Below are 22,027 nucleotides of genomic sequence, written 5' to 3' on the forward strand. Positions count from 1 at the left end.
TCGTAAGGCGTTAAAACGGGTTAACCAACATTCCTCACCCTTGGTTAACTATGTTTTGACGAATTGCCTGCCACATTAACAGCGAGCCTGCAAAGGGCTGGCCTGTGTTGGTGGATGAGTTGCGATGAAACATGCAAGGCTTCTGGTGCTCGGCATCGCGATCGGCGCGGGACTTCTCGCGGCGCGCATGGTGATGTCGTCGCGTGCTCCCGAACAGCCCGCACCGGTTCAGGCAGAGGCCGCCGCACAGCCAACGGTGCCCGTCCTAATCGTCACGCGTGACGTGAAGCCGGGCGAACTGTTGCAGTCCCATGATCTGAAATGGGTCGAATGGCCGAGAGATGTGGTGCCGGCCGGCGCGGTCACCCGCGACCAGCAGCCTGATGCCGAGCGCTCCATGGCGGGGCAGGTTGCCAAGGCGCCACTCTACAACGGCGAACCGCTGCGCGAGCAGCGCCTGATCACCGCAGCGAATGGCTACATGGCATCCGTGCTGCCCAAGGGCATGCGCGCTATTGCCGTTTCGGTCGAAACCGAGACGATGGCCGGTGGCTTCATTCTGCCGGGCAACAAGGTTGACGTGATCCTCACCAGAACTGTGCAGGGCAGCGTCACGAGCGCCGTTGCCGAGACGATACTGCAGAATGTGAGGGTGCTTGCCATTGACGCAGTCATTGCCGGAGAGCGGGAAGGCAAATCTCTGCAGCCGGACCGCACGGCCACGCTGGAACTTTCCCCCGAACAGGCCGAGGTGGTGGCCCAGGCTCAGCAGCTTGGCAAAATCTCGCTGACACTGCGCAGTGCCGAGGATTCTGCTGACGATGCCGCAGACAGCGCATCGCGCCGGGACAGGGGCAGCGTCAATTTTGTCCGCTACGGCGTCTCCAGCAACGGCGCAGGACAGTGAGGCGGCGATGCGTGTTGATGGCGGGACAGAAAACGGGAAGGAAAAGGCCATGACAGGCAGATGGCTGGCCATCATGCTGATGGCGGGACAACTGGCTTTTGGTGCCTTCCTTGGCACTCCGGCGCCCGCCGTTGCCCAAGGGTTCCCGAAATCTGTCAGCATTGCTGCCGGCGAAAGGGCAGGCGAGCGTATCCTGCGTGTCGGCCTTGGCCGCTCCGTGGTGGTTGATGTCGCCGAAGATGTGGCTGATGTGCTGGTGTCGGAGCCCGAGATCGCCAATGCGACGGTGCGCAGCCGCAACCGGATCTATGTGGTGGGCAACAGGGCAGGTCAGGCAAGCGTGGTGCTTTTCGGTACCACTGGCCGCGAGATTGCAAGCTTCAGCGTGCGGGTTGAACCGGATACTTCGGACCTGAATGCCATCATCCGCAAGCTGATGCCGAACACCGATATTCGCGCAGATTCGCTCAATGGCAGCGTGGTGCTTTCCGGAACGGCGCCGAGCACGGCGGATGCCCAGAAGGCTGCCGATCTGGCCAGCCGTTTTCTTGGACAGGGCAATGGGGAGGGGGGAAGCTCCTCCAGTCAGCCGGTTCTGAACATGATCTCCGTCGGCGGCAAGGATCAGATCCAGCTCAAGGTAACCGTGGCGGAAGTGGACCGCTCGGTCATCAAGCAGCTTGGCGTCACCATGTCCGGAACGCTGTCGAGCGGCAGCTTCGGACTGGGGATCGCCAATGCGGCCAGCTTCCCCGTCAATACCGGGATTACGTCGCAGGGCAGCCTGCTGGGTTCTTTCTCCTCCGGAGGCAACAGTTTTTCCGCGCAGATCAGGGCCTTGCAGCGTGACGGTGTCATCCGCACTCTGGCCGAACCGACGCTGACCGCCATTTCCGGTGAAAACGCCAGCTTCATTGCCGGCGGCGAGTTTCCCATCCCGGTGAGCTATGACAACGACAAGCTCGGTGTTGAATTCAAGCAGTTCGGTGTTGGCCTCGACTTCACGCCCGTTGTTCTGAACGAAGGCAATGTCAGCCTGCGCATCAAGACCGAAGTCAGCGAGCTTTCGGATGAAGGGGCTGTGACAACCAACGGCATCACGATACCGGCGATCAAGGTGCGCCGGGCGGAATCGACGGTTGAGCTTCCCTCCGGCGGCACACTGGTGATGGCGGGCCTGCTGAAGGAGAGCTACCGCCAGACCCTGAGCGGTGTGCCCGGTCTCATGCAGATCCCCGTGCTGGGGGCGCTGTTCAAGAGCCGTGACTTCCTCCGCCAGCAGACGGAGCTGGTGGTTTTCGTCACGCCCTATGTCGTCAAGCCGGTTGCGCAGAGCGCGCTTGTCCGGCCGGACAGCAACTTTGCACCGCCGTCGGATGGCGAGACCATTTTCTTCAATCAGCTGAACCGGGTGTTCAACACGGCCGGTGCTCCGGTGCCGGGCAGCTATCAGGGTCAGGTGGGGTTCATCTATGAATAGGGAACAAGCCAAGCGCACCTTGATGGGGAAAGCTGCCTTTCTCACTTGTGCCGCAGCGGTTCTGGCCGGCTGCCAGACCCAGCCCACGCCCGCTGTCATGGCATCCAACGACTACCGGGTCAGGCATCCGATCATGATCACCGAGCAAGCGGAGGTTCTCGACATTCCGCTGGCGGCCTCAACCCGCAATCTTGGCCGCGATTACTCCGCCCGGATCGCCCAGTATGGTGCCGAAGCGCGCGCGTCGGGCGCGTCAACGGTCGAAGTGCTGGTGCCGTCCGGCTCGGCCAATGAGATTGCTGCAAGCACGGTGGTGCCGCAAATCCGGGCGGCGCTTGTCCAGGGCGGTGTGGCGCAGCGGAACGTGCAGGTCCGCAGCTATGGCGTCGCAGATGCGCGGATCTCGACCCCGGTCCGCTTGTCCTACGCCCGGGTGAAGGCGTCCACCGGTCCCTGTGGTACCTGGCCGGACAATATCGCCAGCACCATCGGTCCCAACAGCGATTACTACGATTTCGGCTGCGCAACGCAGTCCAATCTTGCCGCCATGGCCGCCAATCCGGCGGACCTCATGGGTCCGCGCGCGATTGGGGCTTCGGATCAGAACAGGCGCGGAGTTGTGCTCGAAAAGTACCGCAAGGGCGAGCAGACGGCGGCGGAATACAAGGAAGGTACCGGTGCCAATGTCTCCGGCGTAGGCAACAACTGAGGGCATGGCGAGGAGGGCGGCATGAGCAATGCAAGCGGCCAGAATTGGGTCATGCAGGAACCGGAAGACGGCTATGCCAGCGAGGCATCCCACAAGCCTGTGCCGGATATCCGCCCGGTGCCGCGCATTTCCGTACAGGCCTTCTGCATGGACGCGGAGACGGCGCGCACCATCGAGGCTGCCGGTGAAGACCGCCGCATGACCAAGGCACACCTGAAGGTGCACATGGGTGGCATCCAGGCGGCAATCGAGCATTTTTCACAGGCTCCGACGCCAAATCTGATCATCATCGAATGCGGTGCGAGCCAGCAGAGCCTTGTCGCGGATCTGGACCGGCTGGCCGAGTATTGTGATACCGGCACCAAGGTGATCGTCATCGGGCGCATCAATGATGTGGCACTCTACCGTGACCTGATCCAGCGTGGTGTCAGCGAGTATCTCGTGGCCCCTGTCTCGATCCTGCAGGTCATCGGTGCCGTCGGCTCGCTCTACAGCGATCCCCAGTCCGAGCCGCTGGGCCGGACGATGGCCTTTTTCGGGGTCAAGGGAGGATGCGGGTCCTCGACCCTGTCTCACAATGTGGCCTGGAGCCTGGCCCGTGCCTTCGGCAGCGAAGTTGTGCTGGCTGACCTTGACCTGCCGTTCGGGACGGCCGGTCTTGACTACAATCAGGACCCGCTCCAGGGGGTCTATGAAGCCGTCTCCGCGCCAGAGCGGCTGGATGAGACCTTTCTTGACCGCATCCTGTCGCGCTGCACGGATCACCTCAGTCTGCTGGCTGCACCCGCATCGCTGGAGCGCGGCTACGATTACTCAGAGACCTCGTTTGATCCGCTGGTGGATGTGATGCGGCAGGGCACGCCTGCCATTGTGCTGGATCTGCCTCATGCCTGGAACAACTGGGTCCGTCATCTGCTGCAGATTTCCGACGATGTTGTGATGGTGGCCGAACCGGACCTCGCAAACCTGCGCAATGCCAAGAACCTGGTCGATACGCTGCGGCAGATGCGCCCCAACGACCATCCGCCCCATCTTGTGCTCAACAGGGTCGGCATGCCGAAGCGGCCTGAAATCAAGCCGGAAGAATTTGCCAAGGCGCTCAATCTCCCGGTTCTGGCAGCCATTCCCTTTGATCCGCATCTGTTCGGAACCGCGGCCAACAACGGCCAGATGATTGGTGAACTGGATTCCCGCCACGCGGTGAATGACCTGATTTCGCAGATCGCCCATACCGTGTCGGGCCGGGGTGAAATCAAACGGGGCCGGCGCTCGCCGGTGGCGGCCCTTATGGATCTGCTCAGGAAGGGCAAGTAATGGCCTGAGAGCCGCAGGAGCAAGAGCTGCAGATGTTTGGCAGGCGCGGTACACCCACAAGCGGAACGGAGCAGGGCGGTCAGATCCGTCCGGCGGCACCGGTTTCGCGTGCACCGGATCAGGCTGCTCAGCTGATCAATGATCTGCGGGATGTTCCAGCTGCGGCTGCAAGACCTGCTGCGCCGGCGTCTCCTCCGCCAGCAGAGCCGCCGGCAGAAGACCGCCTGCGAAAGCGCTCACCTGAATATTACGCCACGAAGGCAGCCATTTTCAGCGCACTCGTTGAGGCGATCGATCTGTCGCAGCTGAGCCGCCTCGGGCCGGAAGATGCGCGCGATGAAATCCGCGATGTGGTGAATGACATCATCGCGCTGAAGAACGTGGTCATGTCCATTTCCGAGCAGGAAGACCTGCTGGAGGACATTTGTAACGACGTTCTGGGCTACGGGCCGCTGGAGCCGTTGCTGGCACGTGACGACATTGCCGACATCATGGTCAATGGCGCCCATACGGTCTACATCGAAACCGGCGGCAAGATGCAGAAAACGGGCATTACCTTCCGCGACAATGCGCAGCTGATGAACATCTGCCAGCGCATCGTCAGCCAGGTGGGCCGCCGTGTCGATGAATCGAGTCCGATCTGCGACGCCCGCCTGCCGGATGGCTCGCGCGTCAACGTCATTGCCCCGCCGCTTGCCATTGACGGGCCGGCGCTGACCATCCGTAAGTTCAAGCGCGACAAGCTGACGCTCGACCAGCTTGTCCGCTATGGATCGATCTCGGCGGAAGGCGCTGTGGTGCTGCAGATCATCGGCCGCTCGCGCTGCAACGTGCTGGTCTCGGGGGGCACGGGCTCTGGCAAGACGACGCTGCTGAACTGTCTCACCGCCTATATCGACACGTCCGAACGCATCATCACATGCGAAGACTCTGCCGAACTGCAGCTGCAGCAGCCCCATGTGGTCCGGCTGGAAACCCGGCCGCCGAACCTCGAAGGTGAAGGCGAAATCACCATGCGTGATCTCGTCCGGAACTGCCTGCGCATGCGCCCGGAACGCATCATTGTCGGCGAAGTGCGCGGACCGGAGGCTTTCGATCTGCTGCAGGCCATGAACACCGGTCATGACGGCTCGATGGGCACGCTGCACGCCAACTCGCCGCGTGAAGCCCTGTCGCGTCTTGAGTCGATGATCACCATGGGCGGCTTCTCGCTGCCCTCCAAAACCCTGCGAGAGATGATCGTGTCCTCCGTCGACGTGGTCGTGCAGGCCGCACGCCTGCGTGACGGTTCCCGCCGTATCACCCACGTCACCGAGGTGATGGGCATGGAAGGCGATGTGATCATCACGCAGGACATCTTCCTGTACGACATCCTGGGCGAAGATGCGCAGGGCCGCATTATCGGCCGCCACCGGTCCACTGGCATTGGCCGTCCGCGGTTCTGGGACCGTGCCCGTTATTACGGTGAGGAACAGCGGCTGGCTGCGGCACTTGATGCCTCCGAAGCGCCGGAGATGGGCTGATGGAGATCTTTGGCATCACCCTGAGCCCGGAGACGGCCAATCTGGCGGCAGCGCTGCTTGTTGCCTTCAGCATCGGAGGTATCCTCTATGTGCTGCTGGAGCCGCTGCTCAACGGATCGCGCAAGAGCAAGGAGCGCCTTGAGACCATCGCGGCGCGGGACGTGATTGCTGCCGACCGCCGTCCGCAGCGCGACGCGGACCGGCGCCGCAAATCGGTGCAGGACCAGCTCAAGGAATTCGAGGACAAGCAGAAGGCGCGGCAGAAGAAAGCCAGCAGCCTGACGCTTGCCGCGCGGATGGAACAGGCGGGGCTCGACTGGGAGCGCAAGCATTTCCTGTATTTCAGCGCCGCATGCGCCGCAGTTTTGCTGTTCCTGGGGCTGATCATCTCAGGTGGATCGCTGCTGATCGCCCTGGCTCTCGGCTTTGCCGGCGCTCTGGGCGTGCCGCGCTTCTATCTCAACATGCGGCGCAAACGGCGCCTGAACAACTTCATCGACGAGTTGCCCAACGCCGTGGACATTATTGTGCGCGGCGTCCGGGCCGGGCTTCCGTTGACAGACTGCATCCGCATTGTGGCCGCGGAATCGCGGGAACCGGTGGCGACCGAGTTCCGCAAGATCGTCGAGGCCCAGGTCATGGGCATATCCTTGACGGATGCCGTTGCCCGTTTGCCGGACCGTATTCCTTTGCCGGAAGCCAACTTCTTTGCGATCGTCGTTGCCATTCAGCAGCAGGCCGGTGGCGGTCTGTCTGAGGCACTCAGCAATCTCGCCAGGGTTCTGCGCAGCCGCAAGGCGCTGAAAGGCAAGATCAAGGCTCTTAGCGCGGAGGCTAAATCATCCGCGGCCATTATCGGTTCTTTGCCGATTATCGTTACACTGATCCTTTATACGGTTGCTCCAAAATACATCATTCTTCTCTTCACCACGACAGGGGGGCATTACATTCTTGCGGGCAGCGCTGTCTGGATGCTCATCGGAGTGCTCGTCATGCGCAAAATGATCAATTTCGATTTCTAGGGGGGGGGCATGACGCTTTTCGGCTTCTTCCTCGATTCCCAGTTCCTCGTCGCTGCGCTGACGATGGTTGCGGTCGCAGGTACGGTGTTTGCCCTGGTCCTGCCGGTGCTGGAGCGCGATGGCCTGAAGAGCCGGATGAAGTCGGTTGCGCTCGAGCGTGAGAAGATGCGCGCCCGTGAAAGAGCCCGCCTTGCCACCGAGAAGGCCGAGGCCAGGGTTTCCTTGCGCAATCAGCCGAAGGACCGGGTCCGCAATCTGGTGGACAGGCTCAACCTCAAGACGGCCTTTGCCGACGAGCAGACGAACAACAAGCTGCGCATGGCCGGTTTCCGGGGGCCTGCGCCGCTCTATACCTTTGTGCTGTCCAGGCTTGTGGTGCCGCTGGTGCTCTTCGTGCTGGTGCTATTTTACGGCTTTGCGGTCATGCCGCCCTCTCTTCCGCCCTTGACCAAACTGTGCATTGCGCTCTTTGCTGGCGGGGTCGGCGCTTTTCTCCCCAATCTCTATGTCCAGAATGTCATCTCCAAACGGCAGCAGTCGATCCGCCGTGCCTGGCCGGATGCGCTGGATCTGATGCTCATCTGCGTGGAATCCGGCATGTCCATCGAGGCGGCTTTCCGCCGGGTGGCTGAGGAGATTGGTGTCCAGTCGGTGCCGCTCGCCGAGGAACTCACCCTCACCAATGCCGAACTGTCGTTCCTGCAGGAGCGGCGGCAGGCCTATCTCAATCTGGCAGCGCGCACAGGTATTCCGGCTGTGAAGAACGTCACCATGGCGCTCATTCAGGCCGAGCGCTACGGCACGCCGGTTGGTCAGGCCTTGCGGGTCATGTCCGATGACGTGCGCGAACAGCGCATGCAGGAGGCCGAGAAACGGGCAGCCTCACTGCCGCCGCAGCTGACCGTGCCGATGATCATCTTCTTTCTGCCGGTCCTGTTTGCCGTGATCATGGGGCCTGCGGTCATGCAGGTGATGGCAACCTTCCGCTGAGATTGCAGTGCCGCTCAGCCCTGTCTCTGGGGCTTGCCCTGCTGCGGATTCCGGGCGGCGAGGACGGCTCGCAGATAGGCGATGTTGGCCTCAGCCTGCTGCGGGTCCAGCTCATTGAGCGCCACCTGCTGGGCCTCGGCGAATTTACCCTGCAAACCCAGCGCCAGCGCAAGGTTCTGACGGATGCGGCTGTCGGCACGCGGGCTCGCAGCAGCACGGCGCAGATAATATTCCGCGTCCGGTGCCTGACCGGTCAGAAGGAAGGAAAGACCCAGATTGTTGAGTACAGCCGGCTCTTCCGGCACGATCTTCAGCGCCTGATTGTAGAGTGCCCGTGCCCGCTGCGGATTGCCCATCTGGTCATGCACCGCGCCTTCCGCCGAAAGCAGGCGCCAGTCAGGCGTGGCCGGGGTCTGGGCATTCTGCAGCACATTCAGCGCTTCCTGCAGGTTGCCGTTCATGGCGAGGATCTTGCCATAGGCCGATGCGATGTCCCGGTCAGAGCCGTGCTTGATGATGGCTGTGCGCAGCACCGCCATCGCCTGCTCGGTCTGCCCGTTGCGGCGCAGGGCGTTGGCAAAACCGATGATCACCTGCCGGTCATCCGGGCTGCGCTGATAGGCGCTGGACCATGCGGAAACCTCGCGCATGGCTTCGGCCGAACCGGGCTGCACATAAGCGGCAGTGGCAGAGGAGTTGGTGCTGGTCTGCTGCCGGGTGGAGTTGCAGCCCGCGGTCAGGACCACGGCGAGCGCGGCCATGGCAATGCGGCCAGCCTTTGCGGCGCGATACCCTGTCCAGAGTTTCCCAGCCTGTTCCATGACCAGCTCCCTGTGCAACCTGCTCTTGCGGCGAGGCCCGCCGATTTGACCAGATGACAGAAATAGCTTGTTAACCCTAATGTATGGTTAACCTGCTGCAGATTGCGAAAGCTTAATGTCTGGAGGCATTTGCACGTGATTGCATTCGCCGCCCCGGGGCATTACCACTGGTAACAATCCTGAGGGTCATTGGAAGGAAATGAACATGCCTCATGCTCTTCTGCCAAGCGATGCGAGCCTGACGCCCGTGCCTGTCGAGGCCGTAACTCCGGCCACCTTGCCCGATGTTCTGGCCCGGATTGGCGGGACGGCGGAGGCATGGGCCAGACTGCAGGGTTACAAGGCATCTGCCGGATCCATCCTGCTGGTTCCGGCCACGGATGGCACCCAGGCTGCGGTCCTCTTCGGCTTCGGTGACACTGGCCTGACCGATTCCTTTGCGCCGGGCGCACTGGCAAATGCCCTGCCGGAAGGGGATTACGTGCTGGCCGAAGGTTTCCCGGAAGCGGAGAAGGCGCTTGTCGCGATCGGCCTGACGGCTTACCGGTTCGACCGGTACCGCTCTGAAGCGCCCAAGCCTTTGCCGCGTTTCCGCGTTGCCGATGAGGCGGTGCTGAGCCGTGTGGCCCGGATCGTGCGGGCTGTGTCGCTGGTGCGCGATCTGGTCAATACGCCTGCAAATGACATGGGGCCGGATGAGCTGGAAGGCGCTGCCCGCGCCCTGTTCAGCGCTCATGACGGTGCGTCGCGCGTCATCAGCGGGGATGCACTGCTGGAGGAAGGCTTTCCGATGATCCATGCGGTGGGCCGCGCCAGCCCGCGGGCGCCGCGCCTCATCGATTGCAGCTGGGGCGAGGAAAGTCATCCGAAGATCACGCTGGTGGGCAAGGGCGTGGTGTTCGACACCGGCGGCCTCGACATCAAGCCGTCCAGTTCCATGCTGCTGATGAAGAAGGACATGGGCGGTGCGGCCAATGTGCTCGGCCTTGCTTCGCTGATCATGGACGCGCGCCTGCCGGTGCGCCTGCGCGTGCTCATTCCGGCGGTGGAAAATGCCATCTCGGGCAATTCCTTCCGCCCCGGCGACATCCTGCCTAGCCGCAAGGGCCTGACCATCGAGATCGGCAACACGGATGCAGAAGGCCGCCTGGTGCTGGCTGATGCGCTGACGCTGGCCGATGAGGAAGCGCCGGATCTGCTGATCGACATGGCAACGCTGACCGGTGCGGCGCGTGTGGCCCTCGGCCCGGATCTGCCGCCCTTCTACACCGCTGACGAAGCTCTTGCGGGAGAAGTCGCGGCCCACGCGGAAAAGGTCAACGATCCGCTGTGGCGCCTGCCGCTGTGGCAGCCCTACATGAAGTATCTCGACAGCAAGACTGCCGACATGAATAACGTCAACCAGTCCGGCGGCGGCTTTGCCGGGTCGGTGACGGCGGCGCTGTTCCTGTCCCGCTTCGTTGCCAAGGCCAAGGCCTGGGCGCATTTCGACATCTTCGCCTGGACACCGGTCGAGCGGCCCGGCAAGCCCTTTGGCGGCGAGGCACAGGCGATCCGGGCGCTGTTCTCCCTGCTGGAAGCACGCTACGGCGCGGGTAAATAACGCATCCGAAACGATTTCGTGCTTTTCTCCGGATCTGAACGGGATTCGGGGAAGCGCCGCATATGGCAGTGGAGATCCGCGCCTCGCAGGCGCTTAGGCTGTGGCACGAAGTCAATCTGGAACTGGTGCGTGACGGAGAGCAGGATCTCTCCGCCCGCCAGATGACGATCCTGCTCACGGTCTATCTGGAGCCGCCTCCGCACACCGTGCGCGGGCTGGCAGCAAAGCTGAACGTGACCAAGCCCGCCATCACCCGTGCGCTGGACACGCTCGGCAGCATGCGGCTTCTTTCGCGCAAGCGTGACGAGGCCGACAAGCGTAACGTCATCATCACCCGCACCGTTGAGGGCGCGCTTTATCTTGACCGGCTGGGCGATCTGGTGTCCGAAAAGGCCAAGGAACTGCCGCGCTGATCTTCCTGGTTCGATTGCCTTTGAGGAATGCCCATGTCTGACACGCTCGACCGCCGCCGCCACCCCGTGCGCCCGGATCTTGCCGCCCGCACCTATGAGGGCCGGGTGAGCCCGCGCCGCCTTGCCGATGGCGAACGCATGCGCATTGCGGCGGATGTGGTGGCGCTGCGCAAGGAGCCGCGCCCCGATTGCGGGCTGGACACACAGGCGCTCCATGGCGAAACGGTCATGGTCTATGAAACCACATCCGAGGGCTGGGCCTGGGGCCAGCTGGATGGCGACGGTTATGTCGGCTGGCTTCCTTCCGATGCTCTGGCGCCGGTGGAGGAGGCCACCCATGTGGTGCGGGCGCTGCGCACCTTCCGCTATCCGGGCGCCGACCTGCGGCTTCCGGCCCTGGGGCATCTGTCTCTCGGTGCGAAGGTGCGTGTCCTGGGGCAGGCGGAAACGCGCGGTCTTGCCTATGCGCTTCTGTCCGATGGTTCGGCTGTGGTGGCCGGTCATCTGGTGCCGGTGGGCGCGATTGAGCCGGATTGGGTGGCGATTGCCGAAAGCCTTCTGGGCACGCCCTATCTGTGGGGTGGCAAATCCTCGCTGGGGCTCGACTGTTCGGCGCTGATCCAGCTTTGCGCGTCTTTTGCCGGCTACGCCCTGCCACGTGATAGCGACATGCAGGAAGCCGAAGCCGGTGAGCGTCTGGATTTCACGGAAGGCGGCCCGCTGCCGCGGGATCTGCGGCGGGGAGATCTTCTGTTCTGGCGCGGTCACGTTGGTGTGCTCAGCAGCCCCACCGTCCTCACCCATGCCAACGGTTACACCATGACCGTTTCGCAGGAACCCCTCGACGCCGCCCTTGCCCGCATCGGCGCTAAGGAATACGGCGCACTGACCTCGATCCGGCGGCTTTGAGGGGAATCGACGCGGGAACCGTCCCGCGTTTCGCGCCGTCCCGGCCCCGGTGCCGGAACCTGTCAGGGGTGCATTACCTTCCGCCTCACTCAGGCGGCAGCCCTTATTCCTCCCCCGCCATCAGCCGCACACGCTCCCCTGAAGAAGACATGGCCTCGCCACGCTCTTCACCAAGATCCAGCTCCTCGATCCTGCGGCCCCGCTTCGAGATCTTGTCGGTGGAGATGAGGATCTGGTCGATGTCCTTGCTGGCCTGCGCAAAATGCGCCTGCAGTTTGCCGGTGCGGTCGTTGAGGCGGGCGATGTCGGCGGTGAGATGCGCGACTTCGGCCTGAATGAGATGGGCCTGCTCGCGCATGCGGGCATCGCGCAGCACCGCCTGAATGACCTGAATGGACAGCATCAGCAGCGACGGTGAGACGATGACCACGCGGGCCCGGTGAGCCTTCTGAACCAGATCCTCGAAATTCTCGTTGAGCTCCGCAAAGACGCTTTCCGATGGCACGAAGAGGAAGGCGGTATCCTGCGTTTCTCCGGGAATGAGGTAACGCTCGCGGATGTCCTGAATGTGCTTGGTGAAATCACGCCGGAACTGTGCCTGCGCCTGTTTCAGCTCCTCCTCCGACTGGGCCTTGCGCAGGAGATTGTAGGCCTCCAGCGGGAACTTGGCGTCGATGGCCAGCGGGGGCGCGCCGTTGGGCATGTGCACCAGACAGTCGGGCCGTGAGCCGCTGCTGAGCGTGGCCTGAAAGCTGTAGCCGGACGGCGGCAACTGGTCCTGAATGATGGCTTCCATCCGCCCCTGCCCGAAGGCGCCGCGCGTCTGCTTGTTGGCAAGGATCGCCTGCAACTGGCCCACCTGACCGGAGAGATCCGTGATGGTCTTCTGCGCCCGGTCGATCACCGCCAGCCGCTCGTGCAGCTGGCGCAGGCCGTCATGGGTCTGCCGGGTGGTGTCGGCCATGGAGAGGCCCAGCTTGTGGCCCATGCCATCCAGCCGCTCGTTGACGGCGCGCATCATGTCGCCCTGCCGGCTGGAGAACACCTCGGCCATGGTCTGCATGCGCCCGGTGATTTCTCCCTGCGAGCGCAGCATCCGCGCCAGATGCTCCTCCAGTTCCTCGATCCTGTCCGCCGCAATGGCCTCGCTTGTGGCCCGTGCCTTGATCTGGCGCAGGGCGCTGACCACCAGAAGGGTGATAAAAGCCAGCAAAAGAAGCGCAACGAGAACGCTGGCTTCCAGCAGGCTGACGGATCGGGTGCCGATAATGAAAACCGTGTCTTGCATGAAACAAACATAGAACGATTCGGACGCTGGAACAGCCTTGGCGTTTCAGGGGGCGTGAGGAGGGCACAGAAGACTGAAACATGTCTGTCAACAGCGGCAACCTTCAGGAAACGCGTTGACCGGCTAACCGCCTTTGCCTATCTGGATCACATGACGAAACGCACCATCATCACCCTTCCCGATCCCATGCTGCGGCAGATCTGCGCGCCTGTTGCCGCCGTTGGCGATGACATCCGCCAGTTGGCCGACGACATGCTGGACACCATGTATGATGCGCCGGGCATCGGCCTTGCCGCCAGCCAGATCGGGGTGCTGCAACGCATCTTTGTGCTGGACGTGGCCAAGGAAGGCCAGCCGAAGGCGCCCATGGTTTTCATCAATCCGGAAATCGTCTGGTCCTCACCGGAGCTGTCGGTCTATCAGGAAGGCTGCCTGTCGATCCCCGAATATTACGATGACGTGGAGCGCCCGGCTTCCGTGCGCGTGACCTTCCAGAACCGGGAAGGTGCGCAGCAGGAGCTGTTGGCCGACGGGCTTCTGGCCACCTGCATCCAGCACGAGCTGGATCATCTCAACGGCAAGCTCTTCATCGACTATCTGTCGAAGCTGAAGCGCGACCGGGTGGTGAAGAAGTTCCGGAAACAGGCCCGCACCACGGGCAAGTCCTGACACGGCAGACGGCCCATGGCGGGCCGTTCGCATTTTCCGGCCCATCGCGGCCCCGCCCAGATTTTCGGAAGCAGCGCATGACACTTCGCATCGTCTTCATGGGTACGCCCGACTTCTCCGTGCCGGCCCTCATGGAAATCGTGGGGCAGGGGCATGACGTGGTGGCCTGCTACAGTCAGCCGCCGCGCCCCGCGGGCCGTGGCATGGAGCTGAAGAAGTCGCCCGTGCATGAGGCGGCAGAAGCGCTGGGCATTCCGGTCTTCACCCCGCTCAGTCTCAAGGGCGCGGAGGAGCAGGGCGTCTTTGCCGGGCATGATGCGGATGTGGCCGTGGTCGTTGCCTATGGCCTGCTGCTGCCGAAGGCCATTCTGGAGGCCCCGCGCGAGGGCTGCCTAAATCTCCACGCTTCGATCCTTCCGCGCTGGCGCGGGGCTGCTCCGATCAACCGGGCGATCATGGCTGGTGACACGGAAACCGCCGTGCAGGTGATGCGCATGGAAGAGGGGCTGGATACCGGCCCTGTTTGCATGTCCGAGACGGTGGCGATTACCCCGGACATGACCGCGGGCGATTTGCATGACCGTCTGTCGGCGCTGGGCGGGGACCTGATCGTGCGGGCGCTCGCCGCCCTGTCGCGCAATGCGCTGGCGCAGGTGCCGCAGGCGGAAGAGGGTGTGACCTACGCGAAGAAGCTCAGCAAGGCTGAAACGCGGATCGACTGGACGCGGCCCGCCCGCGAGGTCCACAATCACATTCGCGGCCTCTCACCCTTCCCCGGCGCCTGGTGCGAGCCGGTGATTGCCGGCACGGCCGAGCGGGTGAAGGTGCTGCGCTCGGCGCTGGCCGAAGGGCAGGGCGCACCGGGCGAGGTTCTGTCCGTGGACGGTGCGCCGGTAATCGCCTGCGGCGAGGGCGCGGTGCGCCTCGTCAACGTGCAGCGTGCGGGCAAGAAGCCGATGGGCGGCGAAGAATTCCAGCGCGGTGCGAAGCTTGCTGCCGGCGAGCGGGTCGGTTGAGCGGCGTTTGTTGAGATTGAGGGAGCATCCGGTGATGACTGCAGCGCAGAACAGCCCCGCCTTCATAGTCCGTCCTGTCACTGCAAGTGATGAGAAGGAGGTGGCTGGTGTCATCACCGCCGCTTTCAACCAGCCGTCCGAGGCCCGGCTGGTGTATAATCTGCGCCACTGCGGAGCGCTGCTGGTGGAACTGGTGGCACAAGGGGAAGATGGGCGGCTTCTCGGACATGTCGCCTTCAGCCGGGTGACCGGGGCAGGCGCCGGCCACCGGCTGCAGATCTCCTGCCTTGCGCCCGTCTCTGTGTTGCCGGAGCTTCAGAAGCTTGGGATCGGCTCGGCGCTGATCAATGCCGGGCTGGATGAACTGCGCTCACAGGGCGAGGATCTGGTGCTGGTGCTGGGCCCGCCCGCCTATTACCCGCGCTTCGGATTTGATGCTGAACTGGCAAAGAAAGTCCAGGCACCCTATGCAGGCGCAGCCTTCATGGCGCTGGCGCTGACAGATGCCGGGCGCGAGCATTTGCCGGTGGAAGTGAGTTTCGCCACGCCCTTCCAGGAATTCGAGTAGGCTGATGCCCCGCTACAAGCTGACCATCGAATATGACGGCCGCCCCTTCTGCGGCTGGCAGCGGCAGGCCAATGGCCCTTCCGTGCAGGCTGTTCTGGAGCGTGCCGTCAAGGCCTTCAGCGGTGAGGAGGTGGCCATCGGCGGCGCGGGGCGCACCGATACGGGCGTGCATGCCACCGGGCAGGTGGCGCATGTGGATCTGGAGAAAGACTGGCCGGCCGAAACCGTGATGGGGGCGATGAACTTCCACTGCCAGCCGGACCCGGTCGCCATTCTCGCCTGCGAGAAGATGCATGAGGGCTTCGACGCCCGCTTTTCCGCCATCCGCCGCACCTACCGCTACCGCATCCTCAACCGCCTGCCGCCGCTGACCTTCGAAAAGGGGCTGGCCTGGCATGTGAAGCAGCCACTGGATGTGGAGGCCATGCACGAGGCCAGCCAGGTCTTCATCGGCCACCACGACTTCACCACCTTCCGCCACACCCGCTGCCAGGCAAAGAGCCCGGAAAAGACGCTGGAGACCTTCAGCGTCCGCCGGGAAGGGGACTTCGTGATTGCGGAATGCTCCTCCCGCTCCTTCCTTCACAATCAGGTGCGTTCCATGGTCGGCACCCTGCGGCTGGTGGGGGAAGGGCGCTGGACGGCAGATACGGTGCGCGAGGCACTTGCGGCCCGCGACCGCAGGGCCTGCGGCCCCGTCGCCCCGCCGGACGGGCTCTATCTCACCCGCGTCGACTACCGCCCCGCCGCCACCGACATCGCCTCCCACGCCGAATGGCACGCCCGCTCTGCGGCGGTGGAGGATGACGGGGATGATGGGGAAGTGTGACGGAGGGCTTGAACACGCCGCCGCTCCGGGAGAAAGCCTGATCCCTCACCCCGCCTCCGGCTCTACCGCGATCCTGTAGATGTGCCAGGTCGTGTGGCCGAGGATGGGAAGGGTGAAGATGAGGCCCATGAAGGAGGGCACCATCGAGACGGTCAGGGTGAGCGTCACCGCGATGCCCCAGCCGATCATCGGCAGCGGGGAGGTGGCGACGGTGCGCACGCTGGTGATCATGGCGGTGATGAAATCCCGGTCCCGGTCGAGCAGCAGCGGGAAGGAGATCACCGTCAGCGAAAACAGCAGCAGCGACAGGATGGCCCCGACAATGTGCCCGGTGAGCAGGAACATCAGCCCTTCCGGCGTCGAGATCACCGTGTCGATGAACTCGGGAAAACTGGCGAAGGACTGGAAGCCGAGGAACAGCGCCAGCAGCAGGCGCACCTGATACATCCACATGATCAGCACGAACAGAACGGCAAAGGCCATCCAGCCGATTTCCCGGCTGCGCTGGGCCCAGATGACGCCGAGCACGCCGCCCCAGGTGAGCGGCTCGTTCTGCTCCAGCCGCCGGCTCACCTCATAAAGGCCGCAGGCAATGAACGGGCCTACGAGGGCAAAGCCTGCCGCCAGCGGATAGCTGAGATAGCTCATGTGCAGGGCTGAGGCCGTCAGCAGCACGAGGATGCCGCCGAGGGCATAGAAGCCGCCGAAGAACAGGCCGAACTGCGGTGCCCGCCGGAAATCGCGCAGGCCCTTGCCAAGGGCGGTGATGATGCCGGCGGTGCTGATCTTGCGCACCTTGGGATCAGGTCTGTGCGCCGGAGCCGCTTGCGGATGCGCGCCGTCTGTTTTCTCGATACTGGTCTCTTCCATCGCCGGTTTCTCCTCCCTGCGTTGCAGACCTTCGCGGCAACAGTGACGTGAAAACCGCAAGCCGCCAATCGTATTTTCCGCTGGGAAGGGCCGATTTTTTTTAATCCGCACCTACATATGCGTTGCGGTGCTGCTTTTGCTTGATCCCCGCTGCAGGCCGCAGTACCTGCCACGTCAGGACCTGTCCTCATCCGCTGGAGCAACAATGGTTTCCGGACTTCCCCCCGCCCAGCTGAGCCCCGGCATCCGCTGGCTGCTGCTCAGCCCGATTGGCCGCCTGTCGCGCAAGGTCTATTGGTACGGGCTTGCCTTCAACTGGGTGATCATTGCCATCGCCGCCAACATGTGGATGAAGTCGCTGCCGGGCGATGTGGACCTCGCCTCGCTCACCTTCGGCGACTTCATGGGCTCCAATCCGCTGTTTCCGGTGCTGTTCGTCGTGGTCACCTGGTTCGAGATGGCGCTGCTGATCAAGCGGCTGCAGGATGTGGGGCTGCCCGGCTTCTTTGCGCTGGTGGCCTTTGTGCCGGTGATCAATTTCTTCGCGGTGCTGACGCTTGGCTTCCTGCCCAGTGCGCAAGGGCCGAACCGCTACGGCCCGCAGCCCGACAGCTATTACCGCCGCCGCTGAAGCGGCACGCATTGACCCATGCCCCCAAGCGGGGCTAGTGTCTGCCCGGTTGAGACTTAACCGGACAGACACTAGATTTCTTTGTTTTCGTTTGTCTTTTCGGGAAAACCGGTACCCACTTTTCCCTGACAAACTCCAGGACTCCAGTCATGACCCAAGCTTTGTCTCCCGCCGCCGCCATCGCCCGCGATCTCATCCGCTGCCCCTCCGTCACGCCCGCCGAAGGCGGTGCGCTGGCATTTCTGGAGCGGCTGCTGGGAGATGCAGGCTTCACCGTCTCCCGCGTCACCTTCTCCGACACGGATACGCCGGACGTGGAAAACCTCTTTGCCACCATCGGCAGCGGCGCGCCCCATTTCGTCTTTGCCGGACACACGGATGTGGTGCCGGCAGGTGCGGAAAGTGACTGGGCGCATGATCCCTTCGGCGGCGAGATCCGCGACGGTGTGCTCTACGGGCGCGGCGCGGTGGACATGAAGGGCGGTATCGCCTCCTTCGCAGCCGCTGCGCTGGCCTTCATCGCAGAGCGCGGCAAGGCATTCGGCGGCACCATTTCCTTCCTCATCACCGGTGACGAGGAGGGCCCGGCGGTGAACGGCACATCGAAGCTTCTTGCCTGGGCGAAGGAGCAGGGGCACGTGTTTGATGCCTGCATCGTCGGCGAGCCGACCAATCCGGCTGCATTGGGGGATGCCATCAAGATCGGCCGCCGGGGTTATCTCTCCGGCATCGTCACGGTGGAAGGCACGCAAGGCCACGCCGCCTATCCGCAGCTCGCCGACAACCCCATCCCCGGCCTGCTGGCGCTGATGAGCGCGCTGGATGCGCTGGTGCTGGATGAAGGCAACGAGCGGTTCGAGCCGTCGAACCTTGAGATCGTCAACCTGCATGTGGGCAACCCGGCCTTCAACGTCATCCCGGCCCGCGCCGAAGGGCGCTTCAACATCCGCTTCAACGACGAGTGGACGCTGGACGCACTGAAGGCCAAGCTGCAGGACACACTGGCAGCTGCTGCCCGCCCGGGCCTGCGCTACAGCCTCGACTTCCGCCGCGATGCGGGCGAATCCTTCCTCACCCGCGATGATGCGCTGATCACGGCGCTGGCCGATGCGGTGGAAGCGGTGACGGGCCGCCGCCCGGATCTGTCCACCAACGGCGGCACTTCCGATGCCCGTTTCATCAAGAGCTACTGCCCGGTGGTGGAATTCGGCCTTGTCGGCCAGACCATGCACAAGGTGGACGAATGCACCCCTGTCGCCGACCTTGACCAGCTCGCCGCCGTCTACCGCCGCTTCCTCGACAGTTACTTTGCTGGCTGAGGCCTCTCGTTTCCCGGCTCTCTTGAGGGGCAGTGTTTACAACGGACTCCAGTGAGGCTCCCCGGTTACGGTTTGAGAAAAGCCTGCGTTCTGGTCATTCCGGCACGGCCTATCTGCTCCCCTCCCCTCGAGGGGAGGGGAACGAGAGGCATCAGCCAAAGAAGCAAGGCTCTGGAACTGTTTGTCTTTCCGGCATCGAGATCACGTTTTCGGCGTCTTGCTGTACGATGTGTGAATCCTGTAGCCCGCCAGGGGGAGGGGCGGGGAGGCCCTGCCATCACGCCAGGCATTCTTCCCTCGCGTTAATCGGCAATTATCAGTAGCCTGTCATAGTCCCGGTCATTGGGTCCCGGCACCGGCCGGGACTGCAGAGCCTTTGCTGTGCCCAGATCCGGGAGTTGTCCGTTGCTCGATGTATCGCCGGTTTCCACGCAGAACTCGTTCCGCAAGAAGCGTGTGCAGTCGCTTGCCCGCATCATTGATGATTATATCGCCGCGAAAGGCCATTGCCGGATCATCGATCTGGGGGGCACGCGCGGCTTCTGGGATGTGTGGAAGAGCGAGCTCGACTTCGCCAATCTCTCGGTCGATTGCGTCAACCTGTTTCCCGACAGCGATCCCAAAACCTCCGACATGCCCAACGTGCGCATGACGCAGGGCAATGCCTGTGACCTGGCCGGGGTGGCGGACGGGGCCTATGACCTCGCCTTCTCCAACTCGGTCATCGAGCATGTGGGCTCCTGGAGCAACAAGAAGGCCTTTGCGCGGGAGGCGGGCCGTGTGGCGCGCAGCTATGCCATCCAGACGCCCAGCTTCTCCTTCCCGGTTGAACCCCATGCCCGCAGCCTGTTCCTGCACTGGCTGCCGGACCCGCTGCGTTACCGCATTCATCTGGCCCGGACCACGGGATTCTATCCGAAGGCCGCGAATCTCGACGAGGCCATGGCCTCGCTGGAGGATGCCCGCATGCTGGACCTGCGCCAGATGCGCTATCTCTTCCCCGATGCGGTGATGGAGAAGGAAAAGTTCTTCGGCCTCACCAAGTCCTTCACCGCCGTGCGGCATATGCCGCTGCGCTGAGCCTCTTCGGAAACAAAAAAGCCCCCGCCAGAGCATCCTCCAGCGGGGGGCTTTTGCTTTGCGTTTGCGGTCAAGGGCTTCGCTGCTGACGCATCACGCCTTGAAATGGCTCAGATACCGCACGGATTTGGTATCAGTCGCGCAGCAGCTCGTTGATGGCGGTCTTGGCGCGGGTCTGGGCGTCGACGCGCTTGACGATCACGGCGCAATAGAGGCTCGGGCCGGGGGTGCCGTCCGGCAGCGGCTTGCCGGGCATGGCGCCGGGCACCACGACGGAATAGGCCGGAACCTCACCGATGAAGACTTCGCCGGTGGCGCGGTCGATGATCTTGGTGGAAGCGCCGATGAAGACGCCCATGGACAGGACTGCACCTTCGCGCACGATCACGCCTTCCACGACTTCCGAGCGGGCGCCGATGAAGCAGTTGTCCTCGATGATCACGGGGCCTGCCTGCAGCGGCTCCAGCACGCCGCCGATACCGACGCCGCCGGACAGGTGAACATGCTTGCCGATCTGGGCGCAGGAGCCGACGGTGGCCCAGGTATCCACCATGGTGCCTTCACCCACATGGGCGCCGAGGTTGACGAAGGACGGCATCAGCACCACGCCCTTGCCGATGAAGGCCGAGCGGCGGACGATGGCGCCCGGAACGGCGCGGAAGCCGGCTTCCTCGAAGTCCACACCGCGCCAGCCGTCAAACTTGGACGGCACCTTGTCCCACCAGGTCGCATCACCGGGGCCGCCCTTGATGACGTCCATCGGGTTGAGGCGGAAGGAGAGCAGCACGGCCTTCTTGGCCCACTGGTTCACGATCCAGTCACCGCCGTCCTGCTTCTCGGCGACGCGCAGCTGCCCGCGGTCCAGCAGGTTCAGGGCAGTGTCAACGGCCTGACGCACGTCACCCGTCGTGTGCGTGTCGATATTGGCGCGGTCTTCAAAGGCGGCGTCAATGGTGGCGGCAAGTTTCACGAGATCGGTCGACATGGAAATGATCGGCTCCGCAAGGGGTCGGTTAGGGTTCGCCGGATAAAAGGCGGGTGCGGGGCTTGAGTCAATGGTTCATGCGGCTTGAGAAGCGCTCAACTGCGCAAAGGCCGCAAACAGGCGACATTGAGGACGGTTTCTCCCGCATCTTCTCAAGCCCGCAGGCCGCCTCTCATGGAACTCTGGATTCCCATCACTCTCTTTGCCGCCTTCTGCCAGAACCTGCGTTCGGCGCTGCAGAAGCACCTGAAGGGCCGCCTTGGCACCAGCGGGGCGACGCTGGTGCGATTCGCCTATGGCTTTCCCTTTGCCCTTGCCTATGTGCTGGTGCTGCATCTGGCCTTCGGCATGCCTTTTCCGGACATGAACGGCCGCTTCCTTCTGGCGGCGGCTCTCGGCGGCCTCGCCCAGATCATCGCGACGCTCCTGCTCGTCCACCTCTTTTCCTTCCGCAACTTCGCGGTCGGCACGGCCTATTCCAAGACCGAACCGGTGCAGGCGGCGATCTTCGGCGCCGTCATTCTGGGCGAGCACGTAACCGGGCTGACGGCAGCTGCCATCGGCATCGGCGTTGCGGGCGTGATCCTCATTTCCATGGCGCGGGTGCCGCTGACGGCCCGGGCGGTCGTGGCTTCGCTCGCCGGGCGTCCGGCGCTGATCGGTCTGGCTTCCGCCGCCTTCTTCGGGGGCTCGGCGGCGCTCTACCGCATGGCCTCCCTGTCGCTGGAGAGGCCCGGCTATCTCATGCAAGCTGCCTACAGCCTTGCAGTGGTCACCCTGATGCAGACTGTGGCCATGGGGCTCTACATGGCCTGGCGCGAGCCGGATCAGCTGGCCGCCTCCATCCGCCACTGGCGGCAGGCGGTGTGGGTGGGGCTTGCGGGCGTCGCAGGATCTGCGGGCTGGTTCACCGCCATGACGCTTCAGCAGGTTGCCTATGTGCGGGCACTGGCGCAGGTGGAGCTGGTTTTCACCCTCATCGCCTCCTGGTTCTTTTTCAAGGAGCGCATCAATGGCCGAGAGATTACCGGCTGCGTGCTGATCGTCGCCGCTATTCTGGTGCTGCTGTCCGGCACCTGAT

22 protein-coding genes are annotated in these 22,027 nt (G+C 63.5%); 18 read left to right on the top strand and 4 right to left on the bottom strand.

The features are described from left to right. Window positions 1-124: 124 nt before the first annotated feature. The 7 genes from cpaB to ASC48_RS06165 all read left to right on the top strand — a co-directional run bounded on the left by cpaB (window position 125) and on the right by ASC48_RS06165 (window position 7,945). Window positions 125-907, top strand: a complete 783-nt coding sequence (gene cpaB / locus ASC48_RS06135) for a Flp pilus assembly protein CpaB (protein WP_055454917.1) — start codon at window positions 125-127, stop codon at window positions 905-907. A gap of 49 nt (window positions 908-956) precedes the next feature. Next, on the top strand, window positions 957-2,387 hold the full coding sequence (locus tag ASC48_RS06140; protein ID WP_208975572.1) for a type II and III secretion system protein family protein: 1,431 nt from the start codon (window positions 957-959) through the stop codon (window positions 2,385-2,387). Between the two features lie 22 nt (window positions 2,388-2,409). Then, window positions 2,410-3,096, top strand: coding sequence for a CpaD family pilus assembly protein (locus ASC48_RS06145; RefSeq protein ID WP_082440014.1), 687 nt, complete (start codon window positions 2,410-2,412; stop codon window positions 3,094-3,096). 21 nt (window positions 3,097-3,117) lie between these two features. Then, window positions 3,118-4,410: a CpaE/TadZ family protein gene (locus ASC48_RS06150; protein ID WP_055454919.1), complete on the top strand. Its 1,293-nt coding sequence runs from the start codon at window positions 3,118-3,120 to the stop codon at window positions 4,408-4,410. A 32-nt stretch (window positions 4,411-4,442) separates the two neighbouring features. Next, window positions 4,443-5,933, top strand: a complete 1,491-nt coding sequence (locus ASC48_RS06155; RefSeq protein ID WP_055454920.1) for a TadA family conjugal transfer-associated ATPase — start codon at window positions 4,443-4,445, stop codon at window positions 5,931-5,933. A gap of 89 nt (window positions 5,934-6,022) precedes the next feature. Beyond that, on the top strand, window positions 6,023-6,955 hold the full coding sequence (locus ASC48_RS06160) for a type II secretion system F family protein (protein ID WP_341860374.1): 933 nt from the start codon (window positions 6,023-6,025) through the stop codon (window positions 6,953-6,955). Between the two features lie 9 nt (window positions 6,956-6,964). Then, a complete protein-coding gene (locus tag ASC48_RS06165) occupies window positions 6,965-7,945 on the top strand; it encodes a type II secretion system F family protein (RefSeq protein WP_055454922.1) in 981 nt (326 codons plus the stop codon). Between the two features lie 14 nt (window positions 7,946-7,959). Here ASC48_RS06165 and ASC48_RS06170 read toward each other — a convergent pair whose 3' ends face one another. Then, a complete protein-coding gene (locus ASC48_RS06170; protein WP_072242543.1) occupies window positions 7,960-8,766 on the bottom strand; it encodes a tetratricopeptide repeat protein in 807 nt (268 codons plus the stop codon). A gap of 205 nt (window positions 8,767-8,971) precedes the next feature. Here ASC48_RS06170 and ASC48_RS06175 point away from each other — a divergent pair, with 205 nt between their 5' ends. From ASC48_RS06175 to ASC48_RS06185, 3 genes are all read left to right on the top strand, one after another. Beyond that, window positions 8,972-10,369, top strand: a complete 1,398-nt coding sequence (locus ASC48_RS06175; RefSeq protein ID WP_055455266.1) for a leucyl aminopeptidase family protein — start codon at window positions 8,972-8,974, stop codon at window positions 10,367-10,369. Window positions 10,370-10,431: 62 nt separating this feature from the next. Then, a complete protein-coding gene (locus tag ASC48_RS06180) occupies window positions 10,432-10,782 on the top strand; it encodes a MarR family transcriptional regulator (protein ID WP_055454923.1) in 351 nt (116 codons plus the stop codon). A gap of 33 nt (window positions 10,783-10,815) precedes the next feature. Next, complete coding sequence (locus tag ASC48_RS06185) at window positions 10,816-11,691, top strand: C40 family peptidase (RefSeq protein WP_055454924.1); 876 nt, start codon at window positions 10,816-10,818, stop codon at window positions 11,689-11,691. Window positions 11,692-11,794: 103 nt separating this feature from the next. Here ASC48_RS06185 and ASC48_RS06190 read toward each other — a convergent pair whose 3' ends face one another. Beyond that, on the bottom strand, window positions 11,795-12,979 hold the full coding sequence (locus ASC48_RS06190) for a DNA recombination protein RmuC (RefSeq protein WP_055454925.1): 1,185 nt from the start codon (window positions 12,977-12,979) through the stop codon (window positions 11,795-11,797). A 150-nt stretch (window positions 12,980-13,129) separates the two neighbouring features. Here ASC48_RS06190 and def point away from each other — a divergent pair, with 150 nt between their 5' ends. The 4 genes from def to truA all read left to right on the top strand — a co-directional run bounded on the left by def (window position 13,130) and on the right by truA (window position 16,061). Next, a complete protein-coding gene (gene def, locus ASC48_RS06195) occupies window positions 13,130-13,648 on the top strand; it encodes a peptide deformylase (RefSeq protein ID WP_055454926.1) in 519 nt (172 codons plus the stop codon). A gap of 77 nt (window positions 13,649-13,725) precedes the next feature. Further along, window positions 13,726-14,664, top strand: coding sequence for a methionyl-tRNA formyltransferase (fmt, locus tag ASC48_RS06200; RefSeq protein WP_055454927.1), 939 nt, complete (start codon window positions 13,726-13,728; stop codon window positions 14,662-14,664). A gap of 34 nt (window positions 14,665-14,698) precedes the next feature. Further along, window positions 14,699-15,232, top strand: a complete 534-nt coding sequence (locus ASC48_RS06205) for a GNAT family N-acetyltransferase (protein WP_055454928.1) — start codon at window positions 14,699-14,701, stop codon at window positions 15,230-15,232. 4 nt (window positions 15,233-15,236) lie between these two features. Then, on the top strand, window positions 15,237-16,061 hold the full coding sequence (truA, locus tag ASC48_RS06210; protein ID WP_055454929.1) for a tRNA pseudouridine(38-40) synthase TruA: 825 nt from the start codon (window positions 15,237-15,239) through the stop codon (window positions 16,059-16,061). Window positions 16,062-16,106: 45 nt separating this feature from the next. Here truA and ASC48_RS06215 read toward each other — a convergent pair whose 3' ends face one another. Then, window positions 16,107-16,931: a DUF2189 domain-containing protein gene (locus ASC48_RS06215; protein ID WP_055454930.1), complete on the bottom strand. Its 825-nt coding sequence runs from the start codon at window positions 16,929-16,931 to the stop codon at window positions 16,107-16,109. A 205-nt stretch (window positions 16,932-17,136) separates the two neighbouring features. Between ASC48_RS06215 and ASC48_RS06220 the strand changes: the two genes are divergently transcribed. The 3 genes from ASC48_RS06220 (at window position 17,137) to ASC48_RS06230 (ending at window position 19,961) form a co-directional block, all read left to right on the top strand. Next, window positions 17,137-17,562, top strand: a complete 426-nt coding sequence (locus tag ASC48_RS06220; RefSeq protein WP_055454931.1) for a DUF805 domain-containing protein — start codon at window positions 17,137-17,139, stop codon at window positions 17,560-17,562. Between the two features lie 149 nt (window positions 17,563-17,711). Beyond that, the gene (gene dapE / locus ASC48_RS06225) at window positions 17,712-18,881 is read left to right on the top strand and encodes a succinyl-diaminopimelate desuccinylase (protein WP_055454932.1); all 1,170 of its coding nucleotides are present in this window, start codon (window positions 17,712-17,714) and stop codon (window positions 18,879-18,881) included. Window positions 18,882-19,286: 405 nt separating this feature from the next. Further along, a complete protein-coding gene (locus tag ASC48_RS06230) occupies window positions 19,287-19,961 on the top strand; it encodes a class I SAM-dependent methyltransferase (RefSeq protein WP_055454933.1) in 675 nt (224 codons plus the stop codon). A gap of 133 nt (window positions 19,962-20,094) precedes the next feature. Here ASC48_RS06230 and dapD read toward each other — a convergent pair whose 3' ends face one another. Then, on the bottom strand, window positions 20,095-20,946 hold the full coding sequence (gene dapD / locus ASC48_RS06235; protein ID WP_055454934.1) for a 2,3,4,5-tetrahydropyridine-2,6-dicarboxylate N-succinyltransferase: 852 nt from the start codon (window positions 20,944-20,946) through the stop codon (window positions 20,095-20,097). 174 nt (window positions 20,947-21,120) lie between these two features. Here dapD and ASC48_RS06240 point away from each other — a divergent pair, with 174 nt between their 5' ends. Continuing rightward, window positions 21,121-22,026 carry an EamA family transporter gene (locus ASC48_RS06240; RefSeq protein ID WP_055454935.1) on the top strand — a complete coding sequence of 302 codons (906 nt, stop codon included), beginning with the start codon at window positions 21,121-21,123 and terminating at the stop codon, window positions 22,024-22,026. Window position 22,027 lies beyond the last annotated feature (1 nt).

Source organism: Pannonibacter indicus, assembly GCF_001418225.1.
In the GTDB taxonomy this organism is placed as follows: domain Bacteria; phylum Pseudomonadota; class Alphaproteobacteria; order Rhizobiales; family Stappiaceae; genus Pannonibacter; species Pannonibacter indicus.

Excerpts from the sequence above, each read along its gene's own strand:
- cpaB (WP_055454917.1), top strand. The coding sequence starts at position 125 with ATGAAACATGCAAGGCTTCTGGTGCTCGGCATCGCGATCGGCGCGGGA.
- ASC48_RS06140 (WP_208975572.1), top strand. The coding sequence starts at position 957 with ATGACAGGCAGATGGCTGGCCATCATGCTGATGGCGGGACAACTGGCT.
- ASC48_RS06145 (WP_082440014.1), top strand. The coding sequence starts at position 2,410 with ATGGGGAAAGCTGCCTTTCTCACTTGTGCCGCAGCGGTTCTGGCCGGC.
- ASC48_RS06150 (WP_055454919.1), top strand. The coding sequence starts at position 3,118 with ATGAGCAATGCAAGCGGCCAGAATTGGGTCATGCAGGAACCGGAAGAC.
- ASC48_RS06155 (WP_055454920.1), top strand. The coding sequence starts at position 4,443 with ATGTTTGGCAGGCGCGGTACACCCACAAGCGGAACGGAGCAGGGCGGT.
- ASC48_RS06165 (WP_055454922.1), top strand. The coding sequence starts at position 6,965 with ATGACGCTTTTCGGCTTCTTCCTCGATTCCCAGTTCCTCGTCGCTGCG.
- ASC48_RS06170 (WP_072242543.1), bottom strand. The coding sequence starts at position 8,766 with ATGGAACAGGCTGGGAAACTCTGGACAGGGTATCGCGCCGCAAAGGCT.
- ASC48_RS06175 (WP_055455266.1), top strand. The coding sequence starts at position 8,972 with ATGCCTCATGCTCTTCTGCCAAGCGATGCGAGCCTGACGCCCGTGCCT.
- ASC48_RS06180 (WP_055454923.1), top strand. The coding sequence starts at position 10,432 with ATGGCAGTGGAGATCCGCGCCTCGCAGGCGCTTAGGCTGTGGCACGAA.
- ASC48_RS06185 (WP_055454924.1), top strand. The coding sequence starts at position 10,816 with ATGTCTGACACGCTCGACCGCCGCCGCCACCCCGTGCGCCCGGATCTT.
- ASC48_RS06190 (WP_055454925.1), bottom strand. The coding sequence starts at position 12,979 with ATGCAAGACACGGTTTTCATTATCGGCACCCGATCCGTCAGCCTGCTG.
- def (WP_055454926.1), top strand. The coding sequence starts at position 13,130 with ATGACGAAACGCACCATCATCACCCTTCCCGATCCCATGCTGCGGCAG.
- fmt (WP_055454927.1), top strand. The coding sequence starts at position 13,726 with ATGACACTTCGCATCGTCTTCATGGGTACGCCCGACTTCTCCGTGCCG.
- ASC48_RS06205 (WP_055454928.1), top strand. The coding sequence starts at position 14,699 with ATGACTGCAGCGCAGAACAGCCCCGCCTTCATAGTCCGTCCTGTCACT.
- truA (WP_055454929.1), top strand. The coding sequence starts at position 15,237 with ATGCCCCGCTACAAGCTGACCATCGAATATGACGGCCGCCCCTTCTGC.
- ASC48_RS06215 (WP_055454930.1), bottom strand. The coding sequence starts at position 16,931 with ATGGAAGAGACCAGTATCGAGAAAACAGACGGCGCGCATCCGCAAGCG.
- ASC48_RS06220 (WP_055454931.1), top strand. The coding sequence starts at position 17,137 with ATGGTTTCCGGACTTCCCCCCGCCCAGCTGAGCCCCGGCATCCGCTGG.
- dapE (WP_055454932.1), top strand. The coding sequence starts at position 17,712 with ATGACCCAAGCTTTGTCTCCCGCCGCCGCCATCGCCCGCGATCTCATC.
- dapD (WP_055454934.1), bottom strand. The coding sequence starts at position 20,946 with ATGTCGACCGATCTCGTGAAACTTGCCGCCACCATTGACGCCGCCTTT.
- ASC48_RS06240 (WP_055454935.1), top strand. The coding sequence starts at position 21,121 with ATGGAACTCTGGATTCCCATCACTCTCTTTGCCGCCTTCTGCCAGAAC.